Below are 17142 nucleotides of genomic sequence, written 5' to 3' on the forward strand. Positions count from 1 at the left end.
CGTGGCACTTCGATACGGGACGCCGACCGTGACCCGTTCACCGTGAGCCCAGTGTCCTGCCCAGGGCCTCGCGCGCGGCCTCCAGCGCTGTCGTGCGGTCGGACGGTACGAGGCCGATCCGGGTGCGGCGGTCCAGGAGGTCGGACTCGTCGAGTGCGCCCTCCTGGCGTACGGCCCACAGGAGTTCGGCGCGGGTGACGGGATAGCCCTCCAGCACGGGCGTGCGCAGACGTGGGTCCCGGGCGCCCAGGGCGTGGACCGCCGGTGCCTCCGTGCCGTAGCTCCGGACCAGACGCAGCGGGGCCCGGAGCGCGGCGAGGGTGCGCGGTGACGCGGCGCCGACCAGGGGGAGGGAGGCCGTGGGGGACGGCCCCGCACCGAGCCGGTGCGCGGCGACGGCGGTGTCGACGGCGTCCTCGGCCATGCGCCGGTAGGTGGTGAGCTTGCCGCCCACCACGGTGACCACGCCGTCCGTGGAGGTGAGCACCGCGTGCCTGCGGGAGACGTCGGAGGTCCGGGGCGCCGGGGCGGACCCGGCCGCCGCTGTGGTGTCCAGCAGTGGACGCAGGCCCGCGAAGGCGCCGGCCACGTCGTCGCGGCGTACCGGCACGTCGAGGGCGGAGGCCAGCACGTCGAGCAGGAAGCCGACGTCGGACTCGGGGACCTCCGGCACGTCGGGGACGCCGCCCTCGACGGGTTCGTCGGTGAGCCCGACGTAGACGCGGCCGTCGTCCTGCGGCAGGACCAGGACGAAACGGTTGGCCTCCCCGGGCACCGGGATGTGCAGCCCGGCCGGCAGCGGCCCGAGCAGGCCGGAGCGCAGCACGAGGTGGGTGCCGCGGGAGGGGCGGATCCGGATGCCGTCCACCAGGCCGGCCGCCCACACTCCGGAGGCGTTGATCACGGCGCGGGCCCGGATCTCGCCCTCCTCGCCGGTCAGTTCGTCCCGCACCCGGGCGCCGGAGCCGGTGAGTGCCAGGGCCCGGACCCGGGTCAGGACCCGGGCACCGTGCCCCGCCGCCGTACGGGCGAGCGCGGTCACCAGGCGAACGTCGTCGGTCAGCCGCCCGTCCCAGGACAGCAGACCGCCGCGCAGTCCGGTGCCGCGCAGGGCCGGCGCGAGGTGGCGGGTCTCCACCGCGGACAGCCGGCGCGGCAAGGGCAGGGTGGCGCGGGCGGTGCGCGCCGCCAGCCGCAGTCCGTCGCCCGCGCGGAGGCCGGCCCAGGCCAGGGCCGCCTGGCCGCGCGAGACCAGCGGGGTGAGAGGCAGGACGAACGGCTGGGCCGCGACCAGATGGGGGGCGGTGCGTTCCATCAGCACACCGCGTTCGACCGCGCTCTCGTGGGCGACGTCGAACTGGGCGGAGGCGAGATAGCGCAGTCCGCCGTGGACGAGTTTGGAACTCCAGCGGGAGGTGCCGAAAGCGAGGTCGTGGGCGTCGACGGCGGCGACGCTCAGTCCGCGCGCCGCGGCGTCCAGCGCGGCCCCGGCGCCGGTCGCGCCGAGACCGACGACCAGGACGTCCACGGCCGGACCGCCGACGGTCCGGGCCAGTTCGCGGGCGCGGCGGGCGGCGGTGAGGGAGGTGCCCGGAGCCGTGTGCGCGGGAACGGCCGGGTCGTCGCCGAAGCTCATGGCGTCAGGGTCCTCTCCAGGATGGTCCGCAGTTCCGCGAGGAAGGCCTCGCCGTCCAGCTCGGGGTCGTCCTCCTCGGTCATGGTGCGCAGCGACAGCGTGAAGGACTGCACGACCAGCAGCAGGGACCGCGCCTGCCGTTCGGTGGGTCCGACGCGCACCGATCCGTCGGCGTGGCCCTCGCACAGGTTCTCGGCGAGCAGGGAGAGCAGGGCCTCCTGGCTGGCTCCCCGGCGGTCCAGTACATAGGGGAGCAGGAGCTCGGGGTCCACGTCGACGATCTTGCGGAAGAGCGGGTGGGCGCGGAACGCCCTCACCCCCGCCACGAGCCCCTCGACGATCCGCGTGCGCGCGTTCGTCCCGGGTCCGCGCTCCGGTATCGCCGCGACGGCCACGGCGATCCACTCCCGCGTCATCAGGTCGCCGACCAGGGACCGCACATCGGGCCGGCGGCGGTAGAGCGTCATCCGGGACACGCCCGCGCGGCGGGCGACGTCCGTCAGGGTCGTACGCCGGACGCCGACGGCCAGGACGCAGTCGCGCACGGCGTCGAGCACGGGATCACCGGCCGAGCCGTCGGACCGGTCCGGCCCGTCCGAACCGTTGTGACGAATAGGCGCCATGTGTCACAGTGTAACGCCCCTTCGACGCGAGCGACCGGTGAGGAACACCCCATGGACATGCTGTGGAGCGGCTGGGGCGACCCGGCCAGGGCCACTTCGCTGCCCGAGCCGGTGACCGGACTCCTGCGCGACCTGCTCGGCGTCGAGCCCCGCACGGCGGGACCGGTCGCCCTGGAGGAGATCCGCGTCCCCGCCTCACCGCTGACCGCGCACGCGCTCCGCGCCCTGGGCGAGGCCGTGGGCGACGAGGCGCACGTCCGTACCGACGCCGAGTCCCGGATCCGCCACACCCGCGGCAAGTCCACCCCCGACCTGCTGCGCATCAGAAGCGGCGACGTCGCGGACGTCCCGGCGGCCGTGGTGCTGCCCGCGGACCACGACGACGTACTCGCCGTGCTGCGTACCTGTGCCGCCCACGGCCTGGCCGTGGTCCCGTTCGGCGGCGGCACCTCCGTCGTCGGCGGTCTCGCGCCCGAGCGCCGGCGCCCCTTCGTCGCCCTGGACCTGCGCCGCATGAACCGGCTGCTCGCCCTGGACCCGGTCTCCCGTACCGCCACCCTGCAAGCGGGCCTGCGCGGCCCGGACGCGGAGGCCCTGCTGGCCGGACACGGCTTCACCCTCGGCCACTTCCCCCAGTCCTACGAGTGGGCGACCGTCGGCGGTTTCGCCGCCGCCCGCTCCAGCGGGCAGGCCTCGGCGGGCTACGGACGCTTCGACGAGATGGTGCTCGGCCTCACCCTCGCCACCCCCGAGGGCACCGTCGAGGCGGGCCGCGCCCCGCGCTCGGCGGCCGGACCCGACCTGCGCCAGCTCGTCCTCGGCTCCGAGGGCGCGTTCGGTGTCATCACCTCGGTGACCGTACGCCTGCGCCCCCTCCCGCGGACCCGCGTGCACGAGGGCTGGCGCTTCGCCTCCTTCGAGGAGGGCTCCGCCGCCCTGCGCCGGCTCGCCCAGGACGGGCCGCGCCCGACCGTGCTGCGGCTGTCCGACGAGACCGAGACCCTGATCGGCCTCGCCCAGCCCGACGCCATCGGCTCCCTGGACCTCCAGCAGGGCGCCGGCTGCCAGGCGGTCGTCGGCTACGAGGGCACCGAGGAGGACACCGGCCACCGCAGGCGGCGGGCCGCGGCCGTGCTGCGCGAGTGCGGCGGCACCTGCCTGGGCGAGGAACCGGGGGAGCGCTGGGCCCACGGCCGTTACTCGGCGCCGTACCTGCGCGACTCCCTCCTGGACGCGGGCGCGTTCGCCGAGACACTGGAGACCGCCGCCTTCTGGTCCCGCCTCCCCGGCCTGTACGCCGCCGTCCGCGAGGCGCTGACCGCCACGCTCACCGAGTCGGGCACCCCGCCCCTGGTGATGTGTCACATCTCGCACGTCTACGAGAACGGCGCCTCGCTGTACTTCACCGTGGTCAGCGCCCAGGGCGACGACCCGGTGGCGCACTGGGCGCCCGCCAAGCGGGCCGCGAACGAGGCGATCCTCGCCGCGGGCGGCACCATCAGCCACCACCACGGCGTGGGCACCGAGCACCGCGACGGGTACGTCCGGGAGGCCGGACCGCTCGGCGTCGACGCCCTGCGGGCCGTCAAGCGCCGCCTGGACCCCGACGGCCTGCTGAACCCGGGCGTCCTCCTGCCCGCCGACTGACCCCCGCCGCCGGTCGGTCGGCCCCGGCCCGTCGGCCGGCCTCGGCCCGGCACCACCCGCGAGCGATCACTTCCCGTCCCGGAGGTCCACCGATGCGACAGTTCACCGCCATCGTCAATCCCACCGCGGGCGGATCCGCCGGGGCCGCGGCGCTGCTGCGGGTGGCCAGGCTGCTGCGCGAGGCCGGCGCGGAAGTGGAGACCGAGTACAGCCGCAGTCTCGCCCACGCCCAGGACCTCGCCCGCGGGGCCGGGCAGCGCGACCGCGTCGTGCTCGCCGTGGGCGGCGACGGCATCGCGGGTGGCGTCGGCGGAGCCCTCAGCGGCACCGGCACCCTGCTGGGCCTGGTCCCGGCGGGCCGCGGCAACGACTTCGCCCGCGCTCTCCATCTACCCGCCGAGCCGTCCGAGTTGGCCCGGATCCTGCTGCACGCCGCCCCGCGCCGCGTCGACACCATCGAGGTGGAGTCGGCCGCGCACCCGCGCACCGTCGTCCTCGGCAGCGTGTACGCGGGAGTCGACGCGCTCGCCAACCGGCACGCGAACAACTCCCGGCTGCTGCGCGGCGCCGCCTCCTACTACGCGGGCGGGCTGCGCGCCGTGGCCACCTGGCGGGCGGCGACCTACCACGTCACCGTCGACGGCGCGGAGCACACCCACCGCGGATACACCGTGGTGGCCGCCAACTCCGCCTACTACGGCTCCGGTCGCATGATCGCGCCCGGCGCCCGCGTCGACGACGGCCTGCTCGACGTGGTGATGATCCGCGAGGCGCCGCGCCGGCTCTTCTTCGCGCTGATGAACGAGCTGAAGTCGGGCGCGCACGTCGAGCGCCCCGAGGTGCGGATCCTGCGGGGCACACGGATCCGTGTCGCCGCCGACCGCGAGGTGCCCTACGGCGCCGACGGCGAGGTCGAGGCGGTCCTGCCCGTCACGGCCCGTGTGCTGCCGGGCGCGCTCGCCGTGCTGTGCTGACCGCCCGCCGACACAACGGGCTTTGGTGGAGCGGAACGTGGACGACCGCGGTCTTGTCAGGCGCATCCCCAGGCCGACATCCCCTGGACGGAGGCGAGCCGCCTGGCCACGGTGATCTGCTGTCTGCGCGAGGCCAGGTCCGCTCGGCGCGCGTACTTCAGGCCTCCCGCGGCGACCCAGCTGGACTGACGGAACTGGAGCCCGCCGTAGTACCCGTTGCCGGTGTTCGCCCTCCAGTTGCCGCTGGACTCGCAGGCGGCGATGGCCTCCCAGTTGGTACTGAGACCGGAGGTCGGGGCCGCCGTCGCCTGGGGCCCGCCGGCCAGTGCCGCGGTGGTCGCCGCGGCGAGCAGCGTCCCGCGCAGCGCGCGACGGCGAGAGGAGCGGCCGGGGGTCCTGTCGATGCTCTGCTGACAGATCATATGCAGACTGTTACATCAGATAAGCAGAAAGTAATAAACCAACGCGCCGGGTGCCGGCCCGTCGAGGCCCGTCGAGCCGCTGCCGGCCGGCGCGTCCGTGACCGCGCCTTCGAGGATCCACCGCGATCCGGATGGAGGGGACCTGACGCGGACGGCGGAGGACACGTGACGCAGACGGACGAACGCCCCGCCGTGGTCCTTCCCGGAGCCCCGAGAACCGGACACCATGCCGCGTCATGGACATTCTGCTCGTCGCCAGCGCGTTCAACAGCCTGTCCCAGCGCGTCTACGCCGAACTCGCGGACCACGGCCACCACGTCGACGTCGTGCTCGCCGCACACGGCCCCGACGCGGTCCGCACCGCCATCGCCGAGACGAACCCGGAACTCGTCATCGCGCCGATGCTCAAGACCGCGCTGCCCGAGGACGTGTGGCGGGAGGTCACCTGTCTCATCGTCCATCCCGGCCCACCGGGGGACCGGGGCCCCTCCTCGCTGGACTGGGCGATCGCCGACCAGGCGCCCGACTGGGGCGTGACGGTCCTCCAGGCCGAGGCGGCGATGGACGCCGGCGACATCTGGGCGGCCATGCCGTTCGCGACCGCACCGGTCGGCAAGAGCGACCTGTACCGCAACGAGGTCTCCGACGCCGCCGTGGCCGCCGTGCTGCTGGCCGTACGGCGCTACGCCGAGGGCTCCTTCAAACCGCTGCCGCAGAGCGACCCCTCCACCCGCGTCGTCCGGCGCGGCTTCCTGCGCCAGGAGCGGCGCCGCGTCCACTGGGAGAAGGACAGCACTGCGACCGTGCTGCGCAAGCTCCAGGGCGCCGACTCCCAGCCCGGAGTCCTCGACGAACTCCTCGGCCGTGAGCTGTACCTGCACGGCGGCCACCCGGAGGACCAACTGCGCGGCCGCCCCGGAGAACTGCTCGCCACGCGGGCGGGAGCGGTGTGCCGGGCCACCCGGGACGGCGCCGTGTGGATCCCGGAACTCAGGCCGCGCAAGAACTCCGGCGACCCGGCCCCCTTCAAACGCCCGGCCGCCTCGGTCCTCGGCCCGACCGGTCTCCCGGAGGCGGCCGTACCCCTCGAACTGCCGGCCGGCCGGCGCACCTGGACCGACATCCGCTACCGGCAGCGCGGCGACGTCGGCTTCGTCACCTTCTCCTTCCCCGGCGGCGCGATGAGCACCGACCACTGCCGCAGGCTGCTCGCCGCCTACCGCCACGCCCTCGACCGTCCCACCCCGGTACTCGTCCTCGGCGGCGCCCGCGACTTCTTCTCCAACGGCATCCATCTGAACGTCATCGAGGCGTCCGACGACCCGCCCGCCGAGTCGTGGGCCAACCTGGGCGCCATGAACGACCTGGTCGAGGCGGTGCTGCACACCACCGACCGGATGGTCGTCGCCGCGCTCGGCGGCAACGCCGCCGCGGGCGGCGTCATGCTCGCCCTCGCCGCCGACGAGGTGTGGTGCCGCACCGGCGCCGTGCTCAACCCGCACTACCGCAGGATGGGCCTGTACGGCTCGGAGTTCTGGACGTACACCCTGCCGCGCCGGACCGGCACCGGCACGGCCGCGCGGCTGACCACCGAGGCCCTTCCGGTGAGCGCCGCGACCGCGCACGGCCTCGGCCTGGTGGACCGTCTCGTGCCCGTCCCCGCCGGGGAGTTCACCGCCGAGGTCGACCGCATGGCGGCCGCGCTCGCCGACGCCCCCGACCTCGGCCGGCGGATCGACGCCAAGGCGGCGGTCCGGGCCCGCGACGAGGTGGTACGGCCGCTCGCGGACCACCGCCGCGCCGAACTCGCCCGGATGCACGCCGCCTTCTTCGACCCCGCCGCCCCCTACCACGCGCTGCGCTCGGCGTTCGTACGCAAGGTGCCCGGCGCGTGCACGCGCCCCCTGGCCCCCCTGGCCTCGGATGGCGCCCCGCGCACCGGAGGCACCCGATGACGCCGTCGCCCGCCACCCGGCTCCTGGTCGCCGGCGTCGGCAACATCTTCCTGGCCGACGACGCCTTCGGCCCCGAGGTGATCCAGGCCCTGGCCGCTCGCCCGCTGCCGGCCGGGGTCCGGGTGCGGGACTACGGCATCCGCGGCCTGGACCTCGCCTACGAACTGCTGGACGGATACGACACCGCCGTCCTGGTCGACGCGGCGCCGCGCGGCCACCGGCCCGGCACCCTGTCCCTGATCGAGGCGGACCTCCCCGACGCCGAGACCGGCGCCGCGGCCCCGCCGGAGGCCCACGGCATGGACCCGGCCAAGGTGCTCGCCCTGGCCGCGCACCTGGGCGACGGGCCGCTCCCGCGCGTCCTCGTGCTCGCCTGCGAGCCCCAGGTGCGGCCACGCGGCGACGAGGACATCATGGCCGGGCTCAGCGACCCGGTGCGGGCGGCCGTCGCCCCGGCCGTCCGGGCCCTGCACACCATGATCCCGGTGCTGCTCGCCGATCCCGCGGCCACCCCGCCGTTGGTCCGCACGGAGGAATCCGCCCCGGCGCACACGGCTGCGCTCCCGCACCTCGCCACCGACGCGGCCGAAGATCGGTGAGGGGACCCGCAACCGTTCGCCCCGTCCCGTCCCCGTCCCCTTTTCCTTCCCGTCCTCTCCCCGCCATTCGAGCTCACCCCGAGGAGCAGCGCCATGTGCCGGTCCGTCGACGTCAAGCAGGCCGTCCTCGCCAGGAACGACGATCTGGCCGCCACCCTGCGCGGCGATCTGGCCCGGCAGGGCGTCGCCGCTGTCAACCTGCTGTCCAGCCCCGGCAGCGGCAAGACCGAACTCCTCGGCCGGGTGCTCGCCCGCGCCGTCGAGCGAGGCGTCCCGGTGGCCGCGCTGACCGCGGACCTGGCGACCGAGAACGACGCCCGCCGGCTGGCCCGCTCCGGCGCCCCGGTGCAGCAGGTGCTCACCGACGGACTCTGCCACCTGGAGGCCCGGCAGGTCCGCTCCCGGCTGGAGGGCTGGCTGCCCGAGGACACGGCGGTGCTGTTCGTGGAGAACGTGGGCAACCTGGTCTGCCCCGCGTCGTACGACCTCGGCGAGACCCTGCGGATCGTGCTGATGGCGGTGACCGAGGGCGAGGACAAGCCGCTGAAGTACCCCACCGCGTTCGGCTCCGCCCACCTGGTCGTGGTCACCAAGACCGACCTGGCCGAGGCCGCCGGGTTCGACGAGGCCGCCTTCCGCACCCATGTGCGACAGGTCAACCCCGGGGTGGAGATCGTACGGACCTGCGCGCGCACCGGCGACGGCGTCGACACCGTCCTGGACCGTGCGTTGGCCGCCCGCGACGGCGCCCCGCAGCACCGGCCCCCGCTCAGCCCGCACCCCCACGTCCACGAGCACGCCGCCGACGGCGAGCAGGCCCACGACCACCACACCCACCCGCATCCGGCGACCGCCCCCGCCTCATGACCGCACCCGTCACCGGCCCGGTACGCCGCAGGCTCACCGTGCGCGGCACCGTGCAGGGCGTGGGCTTCCGGCCGTACGCGCACCGCCTGGCCGCCGACCTGGCGCTGGCCGGCTTCGTCAGCAACACCGCCGCCGGCGTGCTGATCGAGATCGAGGGCCCGGCGGACGACGTCACCCGCTTCTGCGAGCGGCTGGCCCGGCGACCGCCCCCGCTGGCCGCCGTGACGGGCATCGGCCTGGAGGACCTCCCCGCCACCGGCGCCACCGACCCGTTCGCCATCCGGCCCAGCGCGCACTCCCCGGGACGCACCCACCTCCCGCCCGACACCGCGACCTGCGCCGACTGCCTGCGCGAACTGGCCGACCCGGACGACCGCCGCCACCGGCACCCGTTCATCACCTGCACCCACTGCGGCCCCCGCTTCACCATCGCCACCGCCCTGCCCTACGACCGCGCGGCCACGACCCTGGCCGGCTTCCCGATGTGCCCCGCCTGCGCCCGGGAGTACACCGACCCCGCCGACCGGCGCTTCCACGCCCAGCCAGTGGCCTGCCCGGACTGCGGCCCCCGGCTGCGCCTGGTCCCCGCCGCGGGCGACGGGCTCCGCCCGGCCCGGGACGCGGAAGCCCTGGCGGCGGCCCGGGCCCTGCTCGCCGCCGGACGGATCGTCGCCGTCAAGGGCGTCGGCGGCTACCACCTGGCCTGCGACGCCACCGACACCCGCGCCGTCGCCACCCTGCGGGCGCGCAAGGAACGCGGTGGCAAGGCGTTCGCGGTGATGTGCGCCGACCTCGCCACCGCCGAGCGGATCGCCGACCTCACCGACCGCGAACGGGCCGTGCTCACCGGCCCGGTGCGGCCCGTCGTCCTGCTGCGCCGGCGCGCACGGCCGGACGGGCTCCGCCTGTCCGACGCCGTGTGCCCGGGCAGCCCCCACGTCGGCGTGCTGCTGCCCTACACCCCCGTGCACACCCTGCTGTTCGGACTGCCCGGCGATCCCCCCGGTCCGCGCGTGCTGGTGATGACCAGCGGCAACCGCTCCGGGGAGCCGATCGTCACCGACGACGCGGAGGCGCTGACCCGGCTCGCCGGGCTGGCCGACGCCTGGCTCGCCCACGACCGGCCCATCGCCTGCCCCTGCGACGACTCCCTGCTGCGGGTACGCCCCGACGGCACCGAACAGGTGCTGCGCCGCTCCCGCGGCTACGCGCCCCGCCCGCTGCGCCTGCCGCTCGCGGTGCGCCCCGCGCTCGCGGTGGGCGGAGACCTGAAGAACGTCCCGTGCGTGGGCGACGGCGAGCAGGCCTGGTTCGGGCCGCACATCGGCGACCTGGGGGACCTCGGCGCCCAGGAGGCCGCCCGGCGGGCGGAGCGGCACCTGCTGCGCCTGACCGGAGTGACCCCGGCCCTGGTCGCCGCCGACCGCCACCCCGGCTACCACTCGGCCCGCTGGGCCCGCCGCCGCGCCACCGGACTCCGGCAGCCGGAGCCCGTACTGGTCCAGCACCACCACGCCCACCTCGCCTCGGCGATGGCCGAGCACGGCCTCGACGGCACCACGCCCGTCATCGGCGTCGCCTTCGACGGCACCGGATACGGCGACGACGGCACCGTCTGGGGCGGCGAGTTCCTGCTCGCCGACTACACCGGCCACCGCCGCTTCGCCCGGCTGACCCCCGCCCCGCTGCCCGGCGGCGACGCCGGTGTGGCCAACCCCTGCCGGCTCGCCCTGGCCCGGCTGTGGGCCGCGGGACTGCCCTGGGACCCCCGCCTGCCCAGCGTCGCCGCCTGCACCCCAGAGGAACGGGCGCTGCTCCAGCGGCAGTTGGAACGCGACCTGGCCTGCGTGCCGACCTCCAGCACGGGCCGGCTGTTCGACGCAGTGTCCTCCCTCGCCGGCGTGTGCCACCGAGCGGGATACGAGGCACAGGCCGCGCTGGAACTGGAGGCGGCCGCGGCTCAGGCCCGGGACGCCGACGGCGGGGCGTACCCCTTCGGCTTCACCGATGGCCCCGGCCCCCTCGGCTGCGATCCGGCGCCCATGCTGCGGGCGCTCCTCGACGACCAGCGGCGCGGCACGCCGCCGCCGGTCCTCGCGGTCCGCTTCCACCGGGGCCTCGCGCGAGCCGTCGCGGAGGTCTGCCGCCGTGCCCGCGCTGCCACCGGCCTGACCACCGCCGTCCTCAGCGGCGGTGTCTTCGCCAACGGGCTGCTGGAGGACGCGTGCGCCGCGCTGCTCGCCGAGGACGGCTTCACCGTCCTGCGCCACGGCGAAGTCCCGCCGAACGACGGCGGACTGGCCCTCGGACAGCTCGTGATCGCGGCACACGAGCCACACCGCCGGCGGCGCCCGGGGGCCGCCGGATGAGCCGACCGGGCCGGGACCCGCGCGAGTGCGGCGTGGCCGGCGGACGAGAGACAGCGACGAGACGGAGTGACCCATGTGTTTGGCAGTGCCCGGCAGAGTCGTGGCCATCGACCACCGCGCCGACCCGCTCACCGGTCTGATCGACTTCGGCGGGGTGCGGAAACAGGCATGTCTGGAGTACCTGCCCGATGTGAGGGTGGGGGAGTACGTGATCGTCCACGTCGGCTTCGCCCTTCAGCGCCTGGACGAGGAGTCGGCCCGGGCGTCCCTGGAGCTGTTCCAGCAACTGGGGTTGCTCGACGAGGAGTTCGGCGACGCCTGGCTCCAGGCGGCCGAACAGGCCGGTGACCCGGCCCCGCACACTCCGGGGGCCCAGGGACGCGAGAAGAGCGGGAGTGAGGCCTGATGAAGTACATCGACGAGTTCAACGACCCCGAACTGGCCCGGCGGCTGCTGGACGAGATCCGCGCGACGGTCACCCGGCCGTGGGCGCTGATGGAGGTCTGCGGCGGCCAGACCCACTCGATCATCCGGCACGGAATCGACCAACTGCTCCCCGAGGAAGTCGAGTTGATCCACGGGCCCGGCTGCCCGGTGTGTGTGACCCCCCTCGAGGTCATCGACAAGGCATTGGAGATCGCCGCCCGCCCCGACGTGGTCTTCTGCTCGTTCGGCGACATGCTGCGAGTGCCGGGCACCGACCGGGACCTGTTCCGGGTCAAGGGCGAGGGCGGGGACGTACGGGTGGTGTACTCGCCGCTCGACGCCCTCCGGCTCGCCCGGCAGCACCCGGACCGGCAGGTGGTCTTCTTCGCCATCGGCTTCGAGACGACCGCCCCCGCCAACGCCATGGCCGTGCACCAGGCCCGCCGCCTCGGCCTGGACAACTTCAGCCTGCTGGTCTCGCACGTCAGGGTGCCGCCGGCCATCGAGGCGATCATGACGGCCCCGGCCTGCCGGGTGCAGGGCTTCCTCGCCGCCGGGCACGTGTGCAGCGTCATGGGCACCGCCGAGTACCCGGACCTGGCCGAGCGGCACCGCGTCCCCATCGTCGTCACCGGCTTCGAACCGCTGGACATCCTCGAAGGCATCCGCCGGGCCGTGCACCAACTCGAGCGCGGCGAGCACCGGGTGGACAACGCCTACCGGCGTGCCGTGCGCGAGGCGGGCAACCCGGCCGCCCTGAGCATGCTCGAGGAGGTCTTCGAGGTCACCGACCGGTCCTGGCGCGGCATCGGACGCATCCCCGCCAGCGGCTGGCGGCTGTCCGAGGCCTACCGCGCCTACGACGCCGAGCACCGCTTCGACGTCGGGGGCATCCGCACCGAGGAGCCCGCCGTGTGCCGCGCGGGCGAGGTCCTGCAGGGGCTGATCAAGCCCACCGAGTGCGCCGCGTTCGGCACCGCCTGCACCCCGCGTACCCCGCTCGGCGCCACCATGGTCTCCAACGAGGGCGCCTGCGCCGCCTACTACCTGTACCGCCGGATGACCGGACAGGCCTCACCGGGCGCCCCGGCGCCGCAGGGCTCCCGTGTCCCGCAGGAGGAGATGAACCCCGTTGGCTGAACTGGCTTACACGGCGGGCGACGCCCCCGTCGACCCGGCGAACTGGACCTGCCCCGCCCCCCTGCACGACCAGCCGGTCGTGGTGATGGGCCACGGCGGAGGCGGCGCCCTGTCCGCCGAACTGATCGAGGGCGTCTTCGCCCCGGCCTACGGCAACCCCGTCCTCGCCGCGATGGGCGACTCCGCCGTCCTCCACCTCGGCGGCACCCGGCTGGCGTTCTCCACCGACTCCTACGTCGTCAGGCCGCTGTTCTTCCCCGGCGGCAGCCTCGGCGACCTGGCGGTCAACGGAACCGTCAACGACCTGGCGATGAGCGGCGCCCGCCCCGACTACCTCTCCGCTGCCTTCGTGCTGGAGGAGGGCGTGGAACTGGCTGTCGTCGACCGGATCGCGCGCGCCATGGGCGCCGCCGCGGAGGCCGCGGGCGTCACCGTGGTCACCGGTGACACCAAGGTGGTGGAGGCCGGACACGGCGACGGCGTGTACGTCACCACCGCCGGGGTCGGCGTCGTCCCCGAAGGAGTGGACATCCGCCCGCAGCGGGCCCGGCCGGGCGACGCCGTCATCGTCAGCGGCCCGATCGGCCTGCACGGCGTGGCGATCATGAGCGTCCGGGAGGGCCTGGAGTTCGGTGTCGAGGTCGCCAGCGACACCGCGCCGCTGGGAGACCTGGTGGCCGCCATGCTCGCCGTCACCCCGGACATCCACGTGCTGCGCGACCCCACCCGGGGCGGTCTCGCCGCCTCCCTCAACGAGATCGCCCGCGCCTCCGGCACGGGCGTCCGGCTGCGCGAACGCGCCATCCCCGTCCCCGAGGCGGTCGCGAACGCCTGCGGATTCCTCGGCCTCGACCCGCTGTACGTCGCCAACGAGGGCCGGCTCGTCGCCTTCGTACCCCGCACCGAGGCCGAAGCCGTCCTGGCGGCGATGCGTGCCCATCCGCGGGGCGGCCAGGCCGTGCTGGTCGGCGAGTGCGTCGAGGAGCACCCGGGCATGGTGGTCGTCGCCACCGGCCTCGGCGGCACCCGGGTCGTCGACCTGCCGCTGGGGGAGCAACTGCCGCGCATCTGCTGACCCGTGGGAACGTACGGTCCCCGTCGGCGCGCGCACCGACGGGGACCGTACGGCGGTCGGGCGGCCCGTCAGGGCGCGGGCGACGGCGCGGGCTCGATGGCGGTGATCTCCAACTCCCGCCCGCTGCGCAGGTCCCGCGACGGACGGTCGCAGTGCGGGCACCAGAAGAACGGCGGCATGCCGACCGGGAACTCCGCGTCGCACGGCACGCAGTAGGCGTGCGCGGTCACCTGCTCGACGACGAGCCGGGCCCCGGACAGGGCGGTGCCCTCGCGGGCGACCTCGAAGGCGAAGCTCAGCGCGTCGGGTACGACCCCGGCCAGTTCGCCCACCCGCACCGTCACCACCGAGACGGTCCCCGTCCCCTCGGCCCGGGCGACCTCGTCGGCCTGTTCCACGATGGCGGTCGCGATCGACAACTCGTGCACGTCGGTCAGCTCCGTTCGGTCAGCTCCGCGAAGAACTCCTCGACGGCGGGCCACACCCGGGCCCCGCCGGACAGGCCCCGCCACTCGCTGCGGACCACGGCCACCATCCGGAAGCAGTCGTCCACGGGCACGATCCAGTGATGGTCCAGGCCCTGGACGGTGTTGACCAGCAACGCCTCCACCTCGGGCTCCAGGGAGGCGAGTTCCGGGTACCGGGTGGCGAACCGCCGCCAGGTCGCCGCGTCCACCTCCCAGCGCATGGCGCCCGCCGGGCTCGGGCCCTCGGCGGTGACCGTGCCGTCGGCGCGCGGTACGAAGAAGACCAGGCCGACCGGCACCCCCAGCGCCGCCGTGTCGAGGCGCGGAAGCCGCACCCGGCGCCGGGGGACGAGCCGGTGGTGCCCGCCGCCCGCCCCGTCCCCGGCGAAGAGCACCGAGCAGGGGCCGCAGGCGCACCGCACCTCGGCCTCGGCGGTGTCGTAGAGGTGGCGGTGGTCCTCGGGCACCGGCGCGGCGCACAGGTCGCACACCTCGCCCGCTGCGGCGGCGCCCCCGCCGGCCGAGGAGCGGATGAGGCGGGCCAGCGCCCCGTCCCCGGTCATCGCGGCTCCTGCGGCCGCGGCGCGCCCCGGCGCACGAGCGAGTCCAGGGGGACGAACGCCGCAGCCGCCTGCCGCTCGGACGCGCCGGCCACCGCCTCCACCGCCGCCAGTTCGGGAGCGGCGGCGAGCACGGCCGCACGGACGGCACCGGTCACGTCGTCCGTGGCGCCGCCGCACCCGGAACCGCACCCGCCGCCGCCCGTGGTGATCCGCACCCGGGCCACCTGTTCCTCCAGGCCCATCCACTCGACGTCGCCGCCGCGCTCCCGTACGGCCGGGCGCAGCCGCTCGACGGCGCGCTCGGCCCGGCGTTCGGCCGGCTCCGGGTGGATCTCGTGCAGGACCAGCAGGTGGCCCACCAACTCGTCCTCGGCCAGACGTGCCGTCAGTTCACCGCCCGCGCGGTCGAGTACGCGGCCCAGCGCCTCGCCGTAGACCTCGGTGAGCAGCCGCACCGCCTCCAGGGCGGACCGCACGGTCGGTCCCGGAGCGGACTCGAGCCCCGCCAGCAGCTCCTCGAGCCGGGCGAGCCGCGCCTCGACGTCCGGGTCCGCGAGCCGGGCGGGCCGGACGCCCTCTTCCGTGTCAGGCATGGTCGGTTCCGTAGGTGGGGGTGTGGGTGGTGGTGAGGGTTTTGCCGTTGCCGAGGTACATGTGGACGCCGCAGGGGAGGCAGGGGTCGAAGCTGCGGACGGTGCGCATGATGTCGACGCCTTTGAAGGTGTCGGAGTCGTTTTCTTCGAAGATGGGTTGGCCTTGGACGGCGTCTTCGTAGGGGCCGGGGGTGCCGTAGTGGTCGCGGGGGCTGGCGTTCCAGGGGGTGGGTGGGTAGGGGTGGTAGTTGGCGATTTTCTGGTTTTTGATGACGAGGTGGTGGGAGAGGACGCCGCGGACGGCTTCGTGGAAGCCGCAGCCGATGGCTTCGTCGGGGACTTCGAAGTTCTCGAAGACTTTGGTTTCGCCGGCGCGGACGAGTTGTTGGGCTTGTTCGAGGAATTGGAGGGCCATGGCGGCGGCGTAGGCGATGAAGTAGGGGCGGGCGCGGTCGCGTTCGATGGTGTTGGACCATTGGGGGATGGTCCATTCGAGGGTGGTTTCGGGGAGTTTTTCGCCGTGGGGGAGGGTGATGCGGACGCTGTGGCCGGTGGCTTTGATGTAGGGGGTGTCGACGAGTCCGTTCAGGGCGGTGGACCAGAGGCGGGCGAGGGGGCCGCCGCCGGTGTCGAGGGCGAGGTGCTGGCCGGTTTCCCGGTGGTGCCAGCGGGGGCTCATGACCCAGCTGTAGTTGTGGTCGAAGGCGCGTTTTTGGGGGTGGGGGAGGGTGGTCTGGTTCCAGGGGTGGCGGATGTCGACGGGGTTGCCGAGGGGGTCGTGGGTGACGAAGGGTTCCTCGGTGGTCCAGTCGTCGTAGTAGGAGGAGCCGAGGAGGATGCGGAGGCCGAGGTTGATGTCGATGAGGTTGTTGGTGACGAGTTTGCCGTCGACGATGATGCCGGGGGTGACGTACATGGCCTTGCCCCAGTGGTTCATCGTCTCGTAGCGGTAGTCGACGATGTCGGGGTTTTGCCAGGCGCCCCAGCAGGCCAGGAGGATGCGGCGGCGGCCGACTTCTTCGTAGCCGGGCAGGGCTTGGTAGAAGAAGTCGAAGACGTCGTCGTTGAGGGCGACGGCTTGTTTGACGAAGTCGATGACGCGCATGAGGCGGGCGAGGTAGTCGGTGAAGACGGCGGGTTGGGGCATGGTGCCGGTGCCGCCGGGATAGAGGGTGGAGGGGTGGACGTGGCGTCCCTCCATGAGGCAGAACATCTCCCGGGTGATCCGGGACATTTTCAGGGCCTGTTTGTAGATCTCGCCTTCGAAGGGGTTGAAGGCGCGCATGATGTCGGCGATGGTGCGGTAGCCGTGGAGATGCCCACGCGGGGCCTCGGTGCGTTCGGCGCGGGCCAGGACGCCGGGGTTGGTGGCTTTGACCATGGCTTCGCAGAAGTCGACGAAGACGAGGTTGTCCTGGAAGATCGTGTGGTCGAACATGTACTCGGCGGCTTCGCCGAGGTTGGTGATGTGTTCGGCCAGTGGTGGGGGTTTGACGCCGTAGGCCATCTGCTGGGCGTAGTTGGAGCAGGTGGTGTGGTTGTCGCCGCAGATGCCGCAGATGCGTGAGGTGATGAAGCCGGCGTCGCGGGGGTCCTTGCCCTTCATGAACACCGAGTAGCCGCGGAACAGGGAAGACGTCGAGTGACACTCGACGACCTCCCGGTTCGCGAAGTCGATCTTCGTGTAGATGCCCAGATTCCCGATGATCCGTGTGATCGGATCCCAGGACATGTCCACGATCTGAGCGGGCTTACGCCCCGCCCGCCGCGCCTCGGTGGTCGTCAT

Annotated in this window: 16 protein-coding genes; 9 read left to right on the forward strand and 7 right to left on the reverse strand. The window is 74.1% G+C overall.

The window, feature by feature from the left end; genetic code table 11:
- Positions 1 to 37 precede the first annotated feature (37 nt).
- Together ACTYVM_RS31190 and ACTYVM_RS31195 are read right to left on the reverse strand one after the other, a co-directional pair.
- Positions 38 to 1636: a glycerol-3-phosphate dehydrogenase/oxidase gene (locus tag ACTYVM_RS31190; RefSeq protein ID WP_445529184.1), complete on the reverse strand. Its 1599-nt coding sequence runs from the start codon at positions 1634 to 1636 to the stop codon at positions 38 to 40.
- A complete protein-coding gene (locus ACTYVM_RS31195) occupies positions 1633 to 2259 on the reverse strand; it encodes a TetR/AcrR family transcriptional regulator (RefSeq protein ID WP_445529185.1) in 627 nt (208 codons plus the stop codon). Before ACTYVM_RS31195 ends, ACTYVM_RS31190 begins: the two co-directional genes overlap by 4 nt.
- 51 nt (positions 2260 to 2310) lie before the next feature.
- Here ACTYVM_RS31195 and ACTYVM_RS31200 point away from each other — a divergent pair, with 51 nt between their 5' ends.
- Together ACTYVM_RS31200 and ACTYVM_RS31205 are read left to right on the forward strand one after the other, a co-directional pair.
- Positions 2311 to 3906, forward strand: a complete 1596-nt coding sequence (locus ACTYVM_RS31200) for an FAD-binding oxidoreductase (RefSeq protein WP_445529186.1) — start codon at positions 2311 to 2313, stop codon at positions 3904 to 3906.
- A gap of 92 nt (positions 3907 to 3998) precedes the next feature.
- Positions 3999 to 4880, forward strand: a complete 882-nt coding sequence (locus ACTYVM_RS31205; RefSeq protein WP_445529187.1) for a YegS/Rv2252/BmrU family lipid kinase — start codon at positions 3999 to 4001, stop codon at positions 4878 to 4880.
- 56 nt (positions 4881 to 4936) lie between these two features.
- On the opposite strand, the gene ACTYVM_RS31210 is transcribed toward ACTYVM_RS31205, so the two are convergent.
- Positions 4937 to 5302, reverse strand: a complete 366-nt coding sequence (locus ACTYVM_RS31210; protein ID WP_445529188.1) for a transglycosylase family protein — start codon at positions 5300 to 5302, stop codon at positions 4937 to 4939.
- Positions 5303 to 5538: 236 nt separating this feature from the next.
- Here ACTYVM_RS31210 and ACTYVM_RS31215 point away from each other — a divergent pair, with 236 nt between their 5' ends.
- From ACTYVM_RS31215 to hypE, 7 genes are all read left to right on the forward strand, one after another.
- Positions 5539 to 7257, forward strand: a complete 1719-nt coding sequence (locus ACTYVM_RS31215; protein WP_445529189.1) for an enoyl-CoA hydratase-related protein — start codon at positions 5539 to 5541, stop codon at positions 7255 to 7257.
- Positions 7254 to 7856 carry a hydrogenase maturation protease gene (locus ACTYVM_RS31220; protein WP_445529190.1) on the forward strand — a complete coding sequence of 201 codons (603 nt, stop codon included), beginning with the start codon at positions 7254 to 7256 and terminating at the stop codon, positions 7854 to 7856. The genes ACTYVM_RS31215 and ACTYVM_RS31220 overlap by 4 nt, the downstream gene beginning before the upstream one ends.
- Before the next feature lie 93 nt (positions 7857 to 7949).
- A complete protein-coding gene (hypB, locus tag ACTYVM_RS31225; protein WP_445529191.1) occupies positions 7950 to 8723 on the forward strand; it encodes a hydrogenase nickel incorporation protein HypB in 774 nt (257 codons plus the stop codon).
- Positions 8720 to 11092, forward strand: coding sequence for a carbamoyltransferase HypF (gene hypF / locus ACTYVM_RS31230; RefSeq protein WP_445529192.1), 2373 nt, complete (start codon positions 8720 to 8722; stop codon positions 11090 to 11092). The genes hypB and hypF overlap by 4 nt, the downstream gene beginning before the upstream one ends.
- A gap of 73 nt (positions 11093 to 11165) precedes the next feature.
- Entirely contained in the window at positions 11166 to 11498 is a 333-nt protein-coding gene (locus ACTYVM_RS31235; RefSeq protein WP_445529193.1) for a HypC/HybG/HupF family hydrogenase formation chaperone, read from the forward strand.
- Complete coding sequence (gene hypD / locus ACTYVM_RS31240; RefSeq protein WP_400028645.1) at positions 11498 to 12658, forward strand: hydrogenase formation protein HypD; 1161 nt, start codon at positions 11498 to 11500, stop codon at positions 12656 to 12658. Before ACTYVM_RS31235 ends, hypD begins: the two co-directional genes overlap by 1 nt.
- The gene (gene hypE / locus ACTYVM_RS31245) at positions 12651 to 13733 is read left to right on the forward strand and encodes a hydrogenase expression/formation protein HypE (protein WP_445529194.1); all 1083 of its coding nucleotides are present in this window, start codon (positions 12651 to 12653) and stop codon (positions 13731 to 13733) included. Before hypD ends, hypE begins: the two co-directional genes overlap by 8 nt.
- Positions 13734 to 13801: 68 nt before the next feature.
- Here hypE and hypA read toward each other — a convergent pair whose 3' ends face one another.
- The 4 genes from hypA to ACTYVM_RS31265 form a co-directional block, all read right to left on the reverse strand.
- Positions 13802 to 14161, reverse strand: a complete 360-nt coding sequence (gene hypA / locus ACTYVM_RS31250; RefSeq protein WP_445529195.1) for a hydrogenase maturation nickel metallochaperone HypA — start codon at positions 14159 to 14161, stop codon at positions 13802 to 13804.
- Between the two features lie 5 nt (positions 14162 to 14166).
- Positions 14167 to 14763, reverse strand: coding sequence for a DUF5947 family protein (locus ACTYVM_RS31255; RefSeq protein ID WP_445529196.1), 597 nt, complete (start codon positions 14761 to 14763; stop codon positions 14167 to 14169).
- The gene (locus tag ACTYVM_RS31260; protein ID WP_445529197.1) at positions 14760 to 15356 is read right to left on the reverse strand and encodes a NifU-related iron-sulfur-binding protein; all 597 of its coding nucleotides are present in this window, start codon (positions 15354 to 15356) and stop codon (positions 14760 to 14762) included. The genes ACTYVM_RS31255 and ACTYVM_RS31260 overlap by 4 nt, the downstream gene beginning before the upstream one ends.
- A partial coding sequence (locus ACTYVM_RS31265; RefSeq protein WP_445529198.1) for a nickel-dependent hydrogenase large subunit occupies positions 15349 to 17142 on the reverse strand: 1794 nt, incomplete at its 5' end. The genes ACTYVM_RS31265 and ACTYVM_RS31260, both read right to left, overlap by 8 nt.

The organism is Streptomyces cyslabdanicus (assembly GCF_052663305.1).